This is a genomic window from Euzebyella saccharophila (genome assembly GCF_014855495.1).
Lineage (GTDB): Bacteria > Bacteroidota > Bacteroidia > Flavobacteriales > Flavobacteriaceae > Euzebyella > Euzebyella saccharophila.
The window spans coordinates 819620-837459 of record NZ_JACYFJ010000002.1 but is presented as its reverse complement, the minus strand read 5'-3'; the positions used below and the strand labels follow the sequence as shown (position 1 = coordinate 837459).

At 40.1% G+C, this 17840-nt stretch carries 9 protein-coding genes; 8 read left to right on the top strand and 1 reads right to left on the bottom strand.

Annotated elements, in window-relative coordinates; genetic code table 11:
• Positions 1-11 precede the first annotated feature (11 nt).
• The 7 genes from IL355_RS10095 (at position 12) to IL355_RS10065 (ending at position 13071) form a co-directional block, all read left to right on the top strand.
• Positions 12-1571 carry a RagB/SusD family nutrient uptake outer membrane protein gene (locus tag IL355_RS10095; protein ID WP_192462021.1) on the top strand — a complete coding sequence of 520 codons (1560 nt, stop codon included), beginning with the start codon at positions 12-14 and terminating at the stop codon, positions 1569-1571.
• Between the two features lie 12 nt (positions 1572-1583).
• Positions 1584-2897, top strand: coding sequence for a SusF/SusE family outer membrane protein (locus IL355_RS10090; RefSeq protein WP_192462020.1), 1314 nt, complete (start codon positions 1584-1586; stop codon positions 2895-2897).
• 11 nt (positions 2898-2908) lie between these two features.
• On the top strand, positions 2909-5194 hold the full coding sequence (locus IL355_RS10085; protein WP_192462019.1) for an alpha-amylase domain-containing protein: 2286 nt from the start codon (positions 2909-2911) through the stop codon (positions 5192-5194).
• 196 nt (positions 5195-5390) lie between these two features.
• The gene (locus IL355_RS10080; protein ID WP_192462018.1) at positions 5391-7304 is read left to right on the top strand and encodes a helix-turn-helix domain-containing protein; all 1914 of its coding nucleotides are present in this window, start codon (positions 5391-5393) and stop codon (positions 7302-7304) included.
• Between the two features lie 115 nt (positions 7305-7419).
• Positions 7420-9258: a glycoside hydrolase family 13 protein gene (locus IL355_RS10075; RefSeq protein ID WP_192462017.1), complete on the top strand. Its 1839-nt coding sequence runs from the start codon at positions 7420-7422 to the stop codon at positions 9256-9258.
• 373 nt (positions 9259-9631) lie between these two features.
• Positions 9632-12373, top strand: a complete 2742-nt coding sequence (locus IL355_RS10070) for a T9SS type A sorting domain-containing protein (protein ID WP_192462016.1) — start codon at positions 9632-9634, stop codon at positions 12371-12373.
• Positions 12370-13071 (top strand): hypothetical protein, encoded by a 702-nt coding sequence (locus IL355_RS10065; RefSeq protein ID WP_192462015.1) that lies wholly within the window; start codon positions 12370-12372, stop codon positions 13069-13071. Before IL355_RS10070 ends, IL355_RS10065 begins: the two co-directional genes overlap by 4 nt.
• Positions 13072-13136: 65 nt before the next feature.
• On the opposite strand, the gene IL355_RS10060 is transcribed toward IL355_RS10065, so the two are convergent.
• Positions 13137-13685: an NUMOD4 domain-containing protein gene (locus IL355_RS10060; RefSeq protein ID WP_192462014.1), complete on the bottom strand. Its 549-nt coding sequence runs from the start codon at positions 13683-13685 to the stop codon at positions 13137-13139.
• A gap of 619 nt (positions 13686-14304) precedes the next feature.
• On the opposite strand from IL355_RS10060, the gene IL355_RS10055 reads away from it, so the two are divergent.
• Positions 14305-17835 carry an alpha-L-rhamnosidase-related protein gene (locus IL355_RS10055; protein ID WP_192462013.1) on the top strand — a complete coding sequence of 1177 codons (3531 nt, stop codon included), beginning with the start codon at positions 14305-14307 and terminating at the stop codon, positions 17833-17835.
• The last annotated feature ends 5 nt before the right edge of the window (positions 17836-17840 follow it).

Below are 17840 nucleotides of genomic sequence, written 5' to 3'. Positions count from 1 at the left end.
ACGAACTACAGATGATTAAAAAAATATTATTCGGACTATTCACAGCTACTGTTTTGGTAGGCTGTACAGACGATTTGGATACCGAGCCTAGAATAGAACAAAGTTTAGATAACTTGTTAGATTCAGACCCAAATGCCACCTTAGGTATTCTTGGTAAATTATACGGTGGTTTGGCCTTGCACGGAATTGGTATTCCGGGTAGTGGTAATCAGCAAGCAGATATTGCTGGCGATGATCCAGGAGAAACGGTATTTTTTAGGGCAATTTGGAACATGCAAGAGCTTACTACGGATATTGCTAAAAATCGTTGGGGAGATGGTGGCCTAGATCCATTAACTACTGCTACCAACTGGGTGCCAACCAACAAATTCTTTGGTTACCTCTACAACAGAAGTTATTTCAATATTGCGCAAATCAATAACTTCATAATTGACGTTCAAAAAACAGATGATGCCAATGCGGAATTGTATGTTGCCGAGGCGCGCTTTTTACGTGCATTGTTCTATTATTATTTGATGGATACCTTCGGAGGTGTTGTAATAGTGACCGAAGCAGATGGTGTAACAGGCGTAAGCCGTGCAAAGAGCACACGTACGGAGGTATTTGATTTTGTGGAAAGCGAATTGTTGGCGGTAGAAGAAACAATACCTGCAAATAACGAATACGGTAGGGCAAATAAAGCAGCCGTACACATGTTGTTGGCAAAGGTGTATTTAAACGCAGCAGTGTATACGGGTACCGATAGATATGCAGATGCATTGACGTATAGTGAAAAGGTAATTTTAGAATCGCCATTTACGTTGGATGATGATTACCAGTCTATTTTTCAGGGTGATAATTTTACCTCTCCAGAAATTATTTTTCCAATTATAGGGGATAGAAATACGGTTCAGTCCTACGGTACAGCAACCTACTTAACCAATGGTAGCTTGGGAGACACCACGATGCCAATAGCAGAATTCGGAAATTCGGACAGCTGGTTTGGTCACCGTTGTACACCGGCCATTTATGGCTTGTTTGGCGATCTGGAGACTACAGCAGATAGCAGAGCTATTTTCTGGACAGAGGGGCATAGTTATGAAATGGACGATTACCGTACCTGGGAAAGTGGTTACCCAACTACCAAATTCCAAAATCAATATTCCGATGGTAGTTCTGGGCAGAGTAGTTTCTCCGATACCGATATACCCTTATTCCGTTTGGCAGATGCTTATTTAATGTACGCAGAAGCTTTCTTTAGAGGTGGCGGTGGTTCTGCAGCACAGGCAGTAGACTATATTAACGCCCTAAGAGAAAGAGCTTACGGCGATACTAGTGGAAATATTACAGAAGCAGATTTAACAGAACAGTTCTTGATAGATGAGCGTGCACGCGAATTGTATTATGAAGGTCATAGAAGACAAGATTTAATTCGTTTTGGTCGCTTTACTGGCGGAACTTATAACTGGCCTTGGAAAGGTAATGTGGCAGATGGTGCTGCTATTCCAGACCATTACAACTTATTTCCATTTCCTTTAGAGGCGTTACAAGCTAACCCGCTATTGGAACAAAACCCAGGCTATACTAACTAAAAACTAAAGACGATGAAGAAATATTTAGCATTTATATATGCATCCATCGTAGCAATGGCACTTTTGGTGACAGGTTGTAGCGATGATGATGAGAACATTAGAGTAAGCAGTGAGGCAAGTACACAGCTTACACTTTCTACTACAGATGCTCTAGAATTAACTAGAGATATGACAGGAGAAACAGTTTTAAGTCTTAATTGGACTGCTCCAGATTTTGGTTTTACTGGTGCAGTGCCTACGTATAACGTGGTTGTAGGGGTAGATGCGGCTACAGAAGCTATGCCAGTCCGTGTAAATGTGGGCAATGTACTAAGCAAAGATTTTTTAGCAGAAGAACTTAATGAGGCTGTTGCAGACGCCGGCGCTTTATCCGGTTTGGAAAATGAGGTTAAGATTTGGGTAGAAGCCATGTTGGGTCAAGAGGTTGTAGTAGCCTCGGCCCCGCAACTTTTAACCATTATAGGGTATGCAACTACATTCGATTTAAGTTCGCCTTGGGGTCTTGTGGGTTCTGCAACACCTAATGGTTGGGATGGTCCAGATGTGCCGGTTTACAGCACGGCTATCGCTAACGAATTTGTGGCTTATGTTACGCTTGTTGATGGAGAACTTAAGATACGAAGAGACAATGATTGGGCCGTTAATTATGGTGATACCGGAGCAGATGGTATTCTTGATGAAGGAGGAGATAACATTCAGGTGACGGCAGGTACCTACAAAGTAATGTTTAGTTTAAACGACTTTACCTACAGCATAGAGCCGTTCACATGGGGATTGGTTGGTGACGCTACACCAAACGGTTGGGATGGTCCAGATACGCCTTTAACGTATGACTCTTCTTCTGACCAATGGAGGGCAGTGGTAACACTTACCGACGGTGAAATGAAGTTTAGACAAAACAATGATTGGACCGTGAACTTTGGTGATACCGGTGAAGATGGTACTATTGAAGCCAATGGAGATAATATTGTTATAGAAGCTGGTAATTATTTGGTTTCGGTAGACTTTACCAATAACCTGTACACTTTAGAACCTATTGATATTTGGGGCCTAGTAGGTGATGCTGCTCCAAATGGTTGGGACGGACCTAATGTTCGTTTTACACCAGATTATGCGAACGAAGGGGTTTGGGTTCTAGAAAATGTTACGTTGTTAGACGGTGAAATTAAATTCCGTACCAATGATGCATGGGATTTTAATTATGGTGACGATGGTAATGATGGTACGTTAGAGGTAGACGGCGCCAACATACCTGTAAGTGCAGGTACGTATACCATAACACTTTATTTGGCAGATGCCGATAACCCAACCTACACTATCGAATAAATTAAGAAATTATGCAAATCAAAAAATATATAAATCTAAGTCTAGCTGCGTTAACCTTTGCGTTCGCAGCTTGTACTAACGATGATTTTTCGCCCTTAAAAGTAAAAGAGGCTAATGACGCAGAAGACTTACCTTCTGGTTCTGCCGCCGGTAGAACAGACGCGTTAGTACCGGGAAATGGTGTTATGATGCAAGCCTTTTATTGGGATGTTACCGAAGGTGGAATATGGTGGAACAATGTGGAGTCTAAACTAGACAGTTGGGCTGCTAATGGTATAGATGCTATCTGGATTCCCCCAATTTCTAAAGGACAAAGTGGTGGTTTTTCTATGGGGTATGACCCTGCAGATTACTTCGATTTTGGTGACTTTCAACAGCACGGAACGGTAGAAACACGTTTTGGTAATCGTGCGGAATTGGAAAATATGATTGGCACTGCACATGAGAATAATATTGCGGTTATTGCAGACATCGTACTAAACCACAATTCTGGTGGACAGTTAGAATACAACGAGTTTAGACAAATTGAAACCTATACCTTGTTTGAGCCCGCTTCTGGATTATTCAATAGAACTTGGTTAAACTACTTGCCTAATGCCGAAAATTTGAAGGATGAAGGTAGATTTGGTGGTTTCCCAGATTTGGATTTGAAGAATGACTATGTGCGCGATTGGTTATGGCAATCCGAAGAATCTGTAGCCAACTACTACATGAATATGTTGAAAATTGATGGTTGGCGTTTTGATTTTGTAAAAGGTTTTTCTCCAGATGTTGTAAAAGATTGGATAGCTACTGTTGGTGGTTATAGCGTAGGGGAAAATTTTGATGGCAATGTAGAAGGTGTAGTTGGCCCATGGGTAGAAGCATCTGGTGCAAATGCCTTTGATTTTCCGAACTTCTTTAACATGCGTAATGCCTTTTTAAATGGTAATTTAAACGAGTTGGTGAAACCTAGCTTAATTTCTACCATGCCGGATAAGGCAGTAACTTTTGTGGGTAACCATGATACCGAAGCAAGAGATGGTGGTAACGAATTTCCGGATGCGTTTGAAACCCATGCTTACGCATATATTATGAGTGCTCCTGGATATCCTTGTGTGTTTTATTCGCATTACGAAGATAGTGGGGAAGAGCAAAAAGCTAAAATTAACCAGTTGATTCAGATTCGTTCAGAATTGGCCGCTGGTGATTGGACGGTGAATCATGTTTCTAATCAAGAGTTTGTGGCTACCCGTGGTGGCGATGCAGAAAAGCCTGGTTTGGTATTGTACATTAACTTAAGTGGAGAAGAAGTATCCAGAGAAATACAAACGCATTGGACTAACGATAATATTAAAGATTACACAGAAGAATATTTAATTTTTGAGCAATCGGATGCTAGTGGTTTGGTTACTTTAAAAGCACCTGCCAATGGTTTTGCTATTTGGGCAGCTACAGAAGACGAGCAATTGGCATTCCCAGAGGTATTATATGTGCCCGGAGGTTACCAAGGATGGGACCCATCATCGGCTCCTGCCTTAAATGCGGTAGAATTACCAAACTTGGCGGGTACATTTAGCGGTCACGTACGTTTTACAGAAGCTAATAACGAATTTAAGTTTACAGATGCTCCTAATTGGGATAATGGTATTTACGCGGATGAAGGAGATGGCACAACGGGTGTTTTAGCTTCACCTGGTAACAACATTGTTTTAGCAGGCCCTCAAGATTATGAAATCAATGTGGATTTGGCCAATAATACTTGGTCTGCCAACACTTGGGCAATTATAGGTAGTGCTACGCCCAACGGTTGGGACGACCCAGATACGGATATGTCTTATGATTTTGATAGAAATGTTTGGACGGTAACGACCACACTTACAGATGGCGAATTAAAATTCCGGGCCAACAACGGTTGGGATGTAAACCTTGGAGATACTGGCGCAGATGGTGTGCTGGATAATGGGGGTGACAATATTGCCGTAACCGCAGGTAGTTATCAAATAGATTTAGATGTGGCAAACAATTCATTTACCCTTGGTAATTGGGGGGTTATAGGTAGTGCTACTCCTAGCGGATGGGATGTCGATACCAACATGACATATGATGCTGCAAACCAAGTTTGGACCATAATCTTGGATTTAGTGGCTGGTGAAATGAAGTTTAGATTTAATGATGATTGGGCTGTTAATTTAGGAGATAACGATGCGGATGGTAGCGTAGAGCAAGATGGAGCTAATATTGCTGTTGCTGCAGCGGGTAATTACACCATTACTTTAAACCTTAAAGCAGATACCTTTAATATCGTTCAGAACTAAAAATAGAAGATAGTTGGTTGTTTATTAGTTTTATTTGAAAGGGGTTGCCGTAATGGCAACCCTTTTTTTGTTTCGTCCTTTTTACTCCAAATTCCGTTGAAAGCTCGGCTGATCGGAGCATAAAACTGATTCTAATTTGTAGCTTTGCAAGCGTACAATCAGAATCATCTTTTAAATTAAAATGGACGCTAAAAGTATGCCTAATAAAGGTAGTATGGTAGGTCTTGAAATCTTCTTTAAGTTTTCGAGAGCTATGTTTTTGGTCGCCATTTTCCTGATGGGTGTGTCCAAATTAGATGCTCAGACTACTTTTGAGGTGGATTACGTACCGCCCGAAACAAGCGTCAATGATACGCTATACCTCACAGGTTCTTTTAATAATTGGAATCCTTCAGATAAAAACTATGCTTTTAAAAGGCAAGCGGATGGAACATATAAGCTTTCGAATAAGCAGTTCTTGAATTCTTGGATTTCCTATAAAATTACTAGGGGCAGCTGGGAAACTGTGGAGGTACAAAAAGATGGACAGCCTCTAAAAGTCAGAAAACTTTCCTTTAATCAAATAGGACCACAGACCGAAACTCTGCAAGTAGCCGGGTGGACGGATAAATTGAATACAGCCGCAGAAAAAAAATGGCTGACCATAGAAGTGGTAGACATTCCTCTAAATACGCCCCCGAATACATCCCTTTACATTTGTGGTAATTTTAATGGTTGGGTGCCCGGTGATGAACGTTATAAATTAAAACCGGTGGGGAATGGTAATTATGAGATTGTAATTCCCGTATACGACGAGCGGTTAGAGTATAAGTTTACGAGAGGAAATTGGTCCACCGTAGAAGGAAATAGTTATGGTAGACCGAGACCCAATAGAATTATTGAACTCTCTGAGGTCAATCCTAATCAGGTGGTTGAGGACACCATTTCTTACTGGGAGGACCAATCGTATGGTATATTCAATCCTTATACCTTACTATTGGTTTTGACCGCACTTCAGGGTTTTTTCCTCATTTTTATCATTAATTCTAATCAAAACAATAACAAATGGGCCAATCAGGCACTGAGTGTGCTTATCTTTGTAATTTCCTTTACGCTCATTGCTAGGGTGGTAATTTATGACCGGGTTATTTATACCAACTATCCAAAACTATCCTTGTTGACCGATTTGGTTTTCTTCCTATATGGGCCAACACTGCTTATTTATATCAAACGATTATTACATCACGCAAAAAAAGCAATTTGGGACTATTGGCCACATTATATACCCTTTTTGCTGCAATGCATAATTTATGTTAGTTTCTTTTTTAAACCTACACATACCTTCATAGAGCAGAATTTATTTCAGTCTATGGATTCTCCTCCCTATTCCGTATATGAGGTAATCGTTGTTCTGGCATTGGTGTTCAATGTTTGGTATTGGTTTCGAATTAGGGGAATTATCAGAAACTATTTTAAAAATATTGAGCATACCTATTCTACAGACCAGAACATTAGGTACCTCAATGCAATTCTGATCATTTTAGGGATTTGCCTGGTATTATGGACGGTCATTATTCTTGTGGATGTGTATGGAACTTTTACGGAGCAACCGGTCAATACTCTTACCAATTTCTTGATTGATGGTATTTGGATAGTTTTCTCAGTAGTGGTGTTCTTTTTGGGGTATTTCGCTATCAAACAACCACAGATTTTTAGGATGGCAGAGCAAGAAGAAGAGGAAGCACCCGAAGCTGAAAAACCACAGATGGAATCTGAAGAGCTTGAGGAGCTAAAGCAAGCATTGCATAAAATTATGACCGAAGATCAGGTCTATTTGAATCCGGAATTAAGTTTACCAGATTTGGCAGACCGGATGAATTCAAATGTTCACACGCTTTCCCGAACCATAAATTCCGGTTTCAATAAAAATTTTAGGGATTTTGTCAATCACTACAGAATTGAAGATTTTATAGAGAGAGCGCAAGATGAAAAATATAAGAACCAAACTTTTTTAGCCATCGCTTTGGCCGTAGGTTTTAATTCTAAATCCTCCTTTAACCGCTCTTTTAAAAAGGTTACGAACAAGTCGCCCCGCGAATATTTTAATGATTTGGAGCAAGCATCCTCCTAGATGTACTTTTAAAAGGTGTCATTTTATGCGTAAGACCGCCCATTTTATAATTTAAGTCGATAGCACGTCAGGTTCTCAGTAGTTTAGCTATCTCAACTTAAATTGAAATACTAAAATGAAAGTTACGTCCACCCTGTTATTGCCATTGGTGTTTTTCTGTACGCACCTTACCGCCCAAAATTCCATAGAACGAGTAGAACCGCCCAATTGGTGGGTGGGTATGGAATACAATACGATAGAATTGTTGGTTTATGGTAAGTCTATAGCATCTTATGATGTCGCTTTAAAGACTTATAAAAACGTACAATTACAAAGCCTTAAAAAAGTAGCCAACCCCAATTATTTATTTGTGACCATTGCAATTGGTGAAAAGGCCCAACCGGGAAATTTGCAATTGGACTTCCGGAAAAATGGCACTTCTGAATTCGTTCAATCCTATGAGTTGAAAGCCCGGGAAAACAATCGTAAAAATATAGAAGGTTTTAATACATCTGATGCTATTTATTTAATAACACCAGACCGTTATGTTAATGGAGACCCTAGTAATGATGCCATTGAAAGAATGTCAGAACAACCCAACCGAAAAGATAAAGGTGGCAGGCATGGCGGGGATGTGCAGGGTATTGTAAATAGTTTGGATGCGATTAAGGATATGGGTTTTACCGCTATTTGGACCAATCCTATTCTCGAAAACAACATGCCAAATTACAGCTATCATGGCTATGCCATTACTGATTTCTATAAAGTAGACCCGCGTTACGGAAGCAATGCGTCTTATAAAGAGATGGTAGAGAAAGCTTCTAAAAAGGGAATGAAGGTAATTATGGATATGATTGCCAACCATTGTGGATTGGAACATTGGTGGATGAAAGATTTACCATCGGAAGATTGGATCAATCAATGGGACACCTACACCCAAACCAATCATAAAAAAACTGTGGTTTTAGACCCCTATGCCACTAAAAAAGATACCAGAGAATTTTTTGATGGCTGGTTTGTGCCTACTATGCCCGATTTAAATCAGCGTAATACATCTATGGCCAAGTATTTAATACAGAATACACTTTGGTGGATAGAATACTCCGGTATCGCCGGTATTCGTATGGATACCTATCCGTATCCAGATATGTATTTTATGCGCGATTGGACCGCCGCAGTGATGAAAGAATATCCAAATTTCAATATCGTAGGGGAAGAGTGGGTGCTACGCCCCACCATTGTATCGTATTGGCAAAAAGGAAAAGAGAATGCTAATGGTTACACTTCAGAATTAAAAAGTGTTATGGATTTTCCGGTACAACATGCATTGACAAAATCTTTGAATGATACCAACTCTTGGAACGCAGTTTATGAGGAATTGGGCCAAGACTACTTATATCCAGACCCAAATAACTTAGTGGTTTTTCCGGATAATCATGATATGAGCCGCATTTACACCCAGCTGAATGAAGATGCTGAGTTGGTAAAGTTAGCATTGACTTATATTGCAACCATTCGTGGTATTCCTCAGATTTATTATGGAACCGAGATTTTAATGGGTAATAAGGGTACGGAAGACCACGGTATTATTAGAAAGGATTATCCTGGCGGATGGGTAAAAGACAAGGTAAATGCTTTTACAGGGAAAGGTTTAACTGCCGAACAAAAAGATACAAAGGCCTATTTAAGCAAACTGTTTAAATGGCGAAAAAATGCTGAGGTTATCCACAACGGGAAGCTTGTCCATTTCGCGCCAAAAGATAACAGTTATGTCTATTTCAGATACAATGAACAGAAAAAGGTGATGGTAATTTTAAATAAAGATTCGAGAGCAAGACAATTAGATGTTGCTGATTATCAGGAAGTATTAAAAGGTCCTTTAAATGGAAAAGATGTACTATCCGGCAAAGGTTTTGAGAATGCCCATACCATTGACATTCCTGCTAAAAAAGCCATGATCATTGAGATAGAATAGAAGGGTAACAGCTGTTTGTTTATAAACAGGGTTAGTTGATTTAGAGTGAAAATCCAGTCGAGGACTGGATTTTTTTTAATTAAATTGTCTATACTCGTAAGAAAAGAATATTTCTCTCTATCTTCTTTCGAAAATGATTATCGTATAACCTTACCTTAATTTTTATTTTAAAAGGATTCTTTTTTAATTAAATTTTAAGGACTCACATTTTATTTCACAGATATAGCCATTAATCATTGGCGAACCACCTTTTCTGCCTTTGGTGGGATAAAATCATTTCAGGTAGCTAAAAAATCATATGCCATAGCGCTTAGAAAAGAATAGCACTAGTTTCGGTTCGGTAAACTTAACGTACTTGCTTAAACCGAAACTTATGTTATTGAAATCAACTTGTTTTTGGGTCTTGGCCCTAATGACTATCTCTTGTAATATTTTTGCCAAGGATATTTATGTGGCTAAGAATGGAGACGATACCAATGATGGCTCCTTGGAAAATCCTTATCTAACCTTAAATAAAGCTGCAAGTGTAGCTGTTGCGGGTGATGTCGTTTTTATTAGGGAGGGTACCTATGAAGAAACTTTGGCACCTTTACATTCTGGAAGTGCCGGCCAACCGATAATTTTTCAGTCATTTCCCGGAGAACGCGTCATTATTTCGGCTATGGAAGCACTTAGTGGTTTCACCCAAGAAGGAGGCGCCATCTACAAGAAGACCATTCCGTTTTCCTCTTTGGGCCAGCAGAATTTTGTGACGCACCAAGAAACTGCCTTGGATTTTGCCCGATGGCCCAATAAAACTAATACCGACCCCTTTGCTCTGGGAAGCATAAGAAATACTGGGGGTAGCGGCGGCGAAGTAGTTAACGATGCCTTCCTTTTAGAAGCCTCTATACCCGGTATCGATTGGACAGGTGGGGCAGTTTGGTTCTACGGTGACAAACCTGGTAGTGGTTGGTTGGCTTGGAAAAGGGAAATAACAAGTAGTTCAGCTGGCAGGGTTAATTTTGATTTAACTACAAACCAAAATGAAAATTGGGTACGAACTTTCCATGCCCCTGCGGATTTGGGTGATTTTTATCTAGAAGGCGTAAAAGGGGCATTGGACTATCAAAATGAATGGTTTTTTGATGAAACATCAAGCACGCTCTATGTGCAACTACCAAATGGTACTGCCCCGGCTGATGGTTCTGTTCAAATGCGCAGACGCCTGGAGACCATCAACTTAAAAGATAAATCATACATAGAAATACGAAATATTGCCGTATTTGGTGGGACCATAAACATGGAGGACAGTAGTACATGGTGGGGAACGAACGCTAATAGTAAAACCACCAATAATATACTTTACGGGGTAACTTCCTTATATGGGGACCATACACAAGCTATCACGAATAGCTCACGTTCCAATAAGGCTAATATAACACTGCAGGGTTCTAACAACAGAATTGAAAAGTGCGAAATAGCTTTTAATTCCTCCGCAGGATTGGTGGTTCGCGGCAACAATCATCAAATATTGGATAACTACATCCACGACTTTAATTTCTATGGATTATATGATGGTCCGTTAGTGGTTAGGGGAATCAACAACAGCCTAATCAAAAATAATACGGTCCTTAGGGGTGGTAGGGATGCCATTCAATATAACGGAACCAATAATGAATTTGCCTTTAATGACGTTTCGCAAAGCAATTTGGTAGCGGATGACTGCGCCTTGTTTTATACCGTGGGCGCCCAATATACTACAGAAATTCACCATAATTGGTTTCATGATACTGCGTCTAGTGGTAAAAAATATAAGGCCGCAGGGGTGTATTTGGATAATGATGCGGCAGGCTTTGTGGTACACCACAATGTTATCTGGAATACGGAATGGACCAATTTGCAAATCAACTGGAACGGTACCGATATTGATATTTTCAACAACACCTTATGGAATGGTTCTGAGGTTATGGGTGCTTGGCACAAAGAAGGAACAGCCTTTAGCAATGTACGGGTTTGGAACAATCTAGGGAAAGATGACAATTGGGAGCCACAATCCAACAAACAAAATAATCTGGTGGTAAATGCGAGTGTTTTTAATGATATTAAAGCAAGCGACTTTTATTTAAAGCCTGGTAGCAACCCCATAGACCAGGGAAGGGAAATTGCCGGAATAACAGAGGGATTTTCAGGTGACAAGCCGGATGTTGGCGCTTACGAGTTTGGAGGTGCGTATTGGACCGCAGGTATATCCTGGAATCCAAAATTCGGGCCATCTGGCATAGGCTGCTACGGTTTACCGGGAGAAGACTGTGTAAAACTTGATCCCAACGATACGGACGGCGATGGGGTAAAAAATGAAGAAGATCAATGTCCGGATACACCTTTGGGTGAAACAGTGAATACTACCGGATGTGTCGTCTTTACATTGCCTGCAGATAATTTTGAGATAAAATCCATTGGCAGTAGCTGTGCTACTAACAAAGATGGGGTAATTGCTTTTACCTCTATTGAAACTAATACCTATTTTACAGCTAGTCTCAAAGAAACCAATGTCAGTCTAAATTTTACTTCAGAAACCAGTTTCAATGATTTGTCAGCGGGCACATACACCGTTTGTATAACTACAGATGTTGATTCCAGTTACGAACAGTGTTTTACGGTGGTTTTAGAAGACCCAGAACAACTTTCTGTAAATGCTGAAGTAAATACCGTCAATGACCAACTTAAATTAAACATGCACGGCGGTCAAAAGTATGTAGTTACACACAACTCCAAGATAATAGAAACAAGTGATGCCAATTTAAAAATCCACTTACAAAGTGGCGAAAACAAAGTTGTTGTAAGGACTGCCAAGGATTGCCAGGGAATTTATGAAGAAACATTTATGGTTTTAGACGATTTTATGGTCTATCCAAACGCTTTTGCAGATAAGTTGACATTGGGCTTTTCTAATCGGCCAGAGAAGAATATCAACGTACAAATTATAGCTATTACCGGAAACGTGGTTCATAAAAGTCAAACAGATTTAAAGCGATATCAAGAACTTGATTTGGGTCATTTGAGTGCTGGGGTGTATTTTTCGGTACTTACGGGAGGCAAGTTTAAAAAACAAACGAAAATTGTAAAGAAGTGAAGTTGAAAGTACGTTTTTTAACAATCATGGTTTTGACCGCTTTACTGGTCAATTGTAGTAATGAAAATGAAGGCAATGAGGAGGTAGTACAAGGGGTGCCACCAGAATCTGCAACTTTGGTCTTTCCTGTGAATGGTGAGGAGTGTTTGGAGGGCGATGTCCTTTCAAGTTCCAAAAGTCGTCTTGTTTTTGAATGGGACACTTCCACAAATACGGATCGGTATACGTTGGTCATCAACAATCTTAACTCTGGCGAAGTGACGGAAACGAACACTTTGGAAAATTCTATTGGTGTTGTTTTAGACCGTAATACTCCCTATGAATGGTATGTTTTATCTAAATCCGATCATGTTGATGGACTAGCATCCAGCGATAAATGGAGATTTTATAACGCAGGAGAAGGCGTAATCAATTATGCTCCTTTTCCAGCGGATATTGTAGAACCTAAAATGGGAAGTACCGCAACGGGGCCGGTCACTTTACGATGGGTAGGTAAGGATGTTGACAGTGAAATACTTTTTTTTAAAGTGTTTTTAAGTACTGAGAATCCGCCCAATACTTTTATTGGCACTACGAGCAATCAGGCTATAGAGTTATCGAACTTAGAGGCCGATTCCATATATTTTTGGAAGGTAGTTAGTGAAGATGACAAGGGGTCGACTTCAGCTTCTCCAATTTTTGAATTTAAAACGGATTAAGAAAATTCTGCGGTTGAATTGGCCACCTTCAATCTATGAACGATAGTGACTGTATTCTGTAAATGTTAATCTTCTGTAACGCTGCCCCAATTCTCACCTGTTTTGATGCGATAAAGTTGCATTTCAGATATGCCAAACTGTTTAGCAATCATTTTCAGGCGGGTTCTGCGGTTGGGGTCGTTGATTTTTCTTTTAATTAGTTTAACCTTTGTCTCCGTAAGCTTGGAATAGGTTCGTTTTCGGGGCTTATTTTTATATTCGGGATTACTGAACTGATGCTCCTCTTTTTCTTTTTTACTGACCCACTTAAGGTTTTCTACCTTATTATCAGTCTTCTTATAGTTAAGGTGGATAACATATTTGGCATCTTTTTGCTCTAAAAAGTGCTCCGCAACAAGTTTATGAACGTAGCGGCATGTCCATTTTCGCTGTTGTTTCAAGCGCAAGCGAATAACTTGATAACCATTTACAAATGATTCCTTGGCTAATTCTTCTTTTTCACCTTTGCAATTGATGACACGGCCGTGACTCGAAATTTTATAGCGTTCGCTTTCCAAAATCTTGTCATCAAATTCGACCGTTTTCCATTGTTCGTTCCAGTAGCTTCTAATCATTTTCTTTGGGGGGTGGTTTTTAAATTGGTTTTACAAAAATAGAATGGATATATTTTCAGACAAGAATATACTAATTTTTGATCGTAAATATGCTGATTTCCAGTAGTTAAACATAGTTTTGTGGCGAAAAATCCTCAATTTGAAATAAAAATCTCACTTCCTTTTTAAAAGGATTACAAGAAGAGGTAAGAAACCGAGGGTTTTCTTATGGTAGAATGGCCCTCGGTTTTAGATTAGTTACTACGTAGGAATTTTATTTTTGATGACCAGGCTCCCATATGAGTCTGAGAAATGAACTAAAACGTGGGTTGATCCAGCGTATGCACATTTCAGCAACTCGACTTCAAGCCCTAATCGGTCTATGGGCGCCCATTCGTATTCTACGGGTTTTTTAAAGAAATTTAGTTACTGGATACTTTCCCATCTTTCCGAACACGCGGGCAAATATACTTTTTCAATGCAATTGGAAAATGTAATAATATTTTTTCAATATCGATGAGTGTTAAATCATTCTCAGGATAGTACAGGATAGCGACAAACACTATTTTGCGTATGTTCGAAAGTTCCTAGTTTTATGGACTTTGCCAAACTTTTGAAAACATCCAAACAATATCGTTATATGATTCTGATTACCAAAGTGGTAAGATATGCCGCTATCGTGTTTTTCATTTTAATTACTATTCCTCTTAGTGCTCAAAAGGAGCAATTGGATAAAAGGCCGAATATAATTTTCATTCTTACTGATGACCAACGCTTTGATGCCATAGGATATGCTGGAAACAAATTGATTTCCACCCCTGAGATGGACCGCTTGGCCAAACAAGGTTCCTATTTCAAAAATGCTATGGTATCTACGCCTATTTGTGCGGCTAGTAGGGCCAGCATTCTTACCGGTTTGTATGAAAGAACTCATGGTTACAATTTTCAGACGGGTAACATTAGAGCCTCCTATATGGCTACATCCTATCCTAGAATATTGAAAGAAAATGGCTATCGCACTGCGTTCTACGGAAAATATGGAGTTAGATATGATTCCTTGGCCAAACAGTTTAATGATTTTGAATCTTATGATAGAAATGGGGCTTATAAAGATAAAGGCGGCTATTACTATAAAACCATTGGTAAAGATACAGTTCATCTAACGAGGTATACGGGGCAACAGGCACTTGATTTTATAGAAAACGCCTCTTCTGAATCCCCATTTTGTCTTTCCCTAAGCTTTAGTGCGCCACACGCCCATGATGCCGCTGAAGATCAGTATTTCTGGCAAAAAGAAAGTGATGAATTACTTGCCGGTACTACCATTCCCGATCCAGAATTAGGCGAGGAAAAGTATTTTTTGGAACAGCCAAAATTTGTAAGGAATGGTTTTAATCGTACCCGTTGGTACTGGCGTTATGACACCCCGGAAAAGTACCAGCATAGCGTGAAAGGCTATTACCGAATGATTTCGGGAATTGACCGTGAGCTGGGTAAAATCAGGACACTTTTAGAGGAAAAAGGCCTAGATGAAAACACCATAATAATTCTGATGGGTGATAATGGATATTTTCTAGGCGAACGCCAACTGGCCGGCAAATGGTTATTGTACGATAATTCGGTTCGGGTGCCTCTAATTGTTTTCGACCCTAGAGAACGAAAACAGAAGGATAACGACGCAATAGCGCTAAATGTGGATGTACCTTCAACAATTTTAGACTTTGCCGGAATTACAGCACCTCAAGAATGGCAAGGAAAAAGTCTAAAGCCTTTGCTTACCGGAGGAAACAGAAATACGCTGCGTGATACCGTTTTAATAGAACACCTATGGGAGTTTGAGAATATTCCGCCCAGCGAAGGTGTCAGAACTAAAGATTGGAAATACTTTAGATACGTAAACGACCAAACCGCTGAAGAACTCTATGACCTAAAAGGTGACCCCAAGGAAACAAAGAACTTGGCTCAAAATCCAAAATATGCCAATAAGCTCTCCGCCTTTCGCAAAAAAACTGATGAACTCATTAAAAAGTACAGCGATGGACTTTTGAGCGGCCCCAATAACTTGACCGTGGAAATGATTAGACAGCCTAGGGAAAGTAATATCTTGGATTTGAATCCGGAATTCGGTTGGGAAGTGCCTACTGCTGCAGGGCTACAATCGGCTTATCAAATTTTATTGGCTTCATCACAGGAAAACATCGATAGGAATATTGGGGATATATGGAATAGCGGACAGGTAAGAAGCGCTCAATCTGCCAATATCGCTTTAGCACAAGAGCCCTTGGAAAGGGAGAAATCTTATTTTTGGAAAGTGCGTATTTGGGATGAGGATAATCGCTTGTCGGCCTACTCAAAAGCACAAAAATTTACCACTTCCAAAAGACCGGATAACGTTATTACAACTGCAAATAAATTTCAGATAGACAGCATCCATCCGAAATTGTTCGAAAAAAGAGATCAGTTTTATTTTATGGATTTTGGCAAAGACGCCTTCGCTACCCTTAATTTCAAATACAGGGCAAAAGAGCCGCACACTTTAACTTTTAGAATTGGAGAGCAATTGGAAAATGGCAACATAAACCGAACTCCGGATAAAAGAAGCCATATACGTTTCCAAGAAATTGAAGTAGCTGTAAGTCCGGAAAAAACGGAATACCAGCTACCAGTTAAAATAAACAAAAGAAACACCCTCCCAGGTAAGGCTTTGCCTTTACCGGAAGGCTTTCCTGTTTTAATGCCATTTAGGTATGCTGAGGTGCAAGGGGCCAAAGAACCTTTAAAAAAAGAGGATTTTACCCAATTGGCTTTCCATAGTTATTGGGAAGATGATACCAGCAGTTTCACCAGTGACGATGCTATTTTAAATCAGGTGTGGGATTTGTGCAAATACTCTATAAAGGCTACCACTTTTAATGGACTGTATGTAGATGGTGATCGTGAAAGAATTCCTTATGAAGCGGACGCCTATCTCAATCAATTGAGTCATTACACCACGGACAGAGAGTATGCCATTGCCCGGCAGACCATTGAATATTTCATGGAAAACCCCACTTGGCCCACAGAGTGGCAGCAGCATGTGGCCTTGATGTTTCATGCGGATTACATGTACACTGGTAATACGGAACTGATCGAAAAATATTATGAACAGCTCAAGTATAAGACTCTTTATAAATTAGCAAGGGAAGACGGACTCATTACTTCAACTAAAATGACTACGGAACTCATGAAAAAACTTGGTTTTCCAGATGACTTGAAAGAAACCTTTAGGGATATTGTTGATTGGCCACCGGCCAACTGGGGAGGTGATCCGAATGTTACCGGCGAGCGGGACGGTTTTGATTTTAAGCCATACAATACGGTCGTGAATAGTTTTTATTATCAGAACATGCTGATAATGGCCGAGTTCGCCACCTTGTTGGGTAAAGACCAAGAAGCTCTTGATTATGAGATGCGGGCATTGAAAGCAAAGAAAGCTATCAATGAAAAGTTATTTAATGCTACAACTGGCGCCTATATTGATGGGGAGGGCTCTAACCACTCCTCAATTCACGCCAATATGCTGCCTTTGGCTTTTGGTATTGTGCCCGAGAAACACAAAAAATCCGTCGTTGACTTTATTAAATCAAGAGGAATGGCCTGTAGCGTTTATGGTGCGCAATATTTGATGGATGGTCTGTACAGGGCTGGTGCTGCCGACTATGCATTGGAGTTGCTTACATCCACCTCTGATCGTAGTTGGTACAATATGATCCGTATCGGCTCGACCATAACTTTGGAAGCTTGGGATATGAAATACAAACCCAATGCCGATTGGAACCATGCTTGGGGGGCTGTTCCTGCCAATAGCATTCCTAGAGGACTTTGGGGAATTCAGCCTTTGGAACCAGGGTTCAAAGTAGCACAGATCAGACCACAACTTTCTAGTTTGACCGAGAGTTCAATTGAAGTACCCACCCTATTGGGAAGTATAAAAGCGGATTATAAAAAGGTGAATCATCGGCTACAACGATACACGATTGAGATTCCGGCAAATATGGTTGCTGAGTTTACTTTGGTAAATACTGAAGGTAAATCGGTTTCCCATAATGGTCAGAAAGTAAATCCGGCATTCACATCCGTAAGACTTGCTCCCGGAAAGCATAAAATTGAACTGGCTATCAATTCCTTTTAAATATT

Coding starts and splice junctions, on each gene's coding strand:
- IL355_RS10095 (WP_192462021.1), top strand. CDS start 12: ATGATTAAAAAAATATTATTCGGACTATTCACAGCTACTGTTTTGGTA.
- IL355_RS10090 (WP_192462020.1), top strand. CDS start 1,584: ATGAAGAAATATTTAGCATTTATATATGCATCCATCGTAGCAATGGCA.
- IL355_RS10085 (WP_192462019.1), top strand. CDS start 2,909: ATGCAAATCAAAAAATATATAAATCTAAGTCTAGCTGCGTTAACCTTT.
- IL355_RS10080 (WP_192462018.1), top strand. CDS start 5,391: ATGCCTAATAAAGGTAGTATGGTAGGTCTTGAAATCTTCTTTAAGTTT.
- IL355_RS10075 (WP_192462017.1), top strand. CDS start 7,420: ATGAAAGTTACGTCCACCCTGTTATTGCCATTGGTGTTTTTCTGTACG.
- IL355_RS10070 (WP_192462016.1), top strand. CDS start 9,632: ATGTTATTGAAATCAACTTGTTTTTGGGTCTTGGCCCTAATGACTATC.
- IL355_RS10060 (WP_192462014.1), bottom strand. CDS start 13,685: ATGATTAGAAGCTACTGGAACGAACAATGGAAAACGGTCGAATTTGAT.
- IL355_RS10055 (WP_192462013.1), top strand. CDS start 14,305: ATGATTCTGATTACCAAAGTGGTAAGATATGCCGCTATCGTGTTTTTC.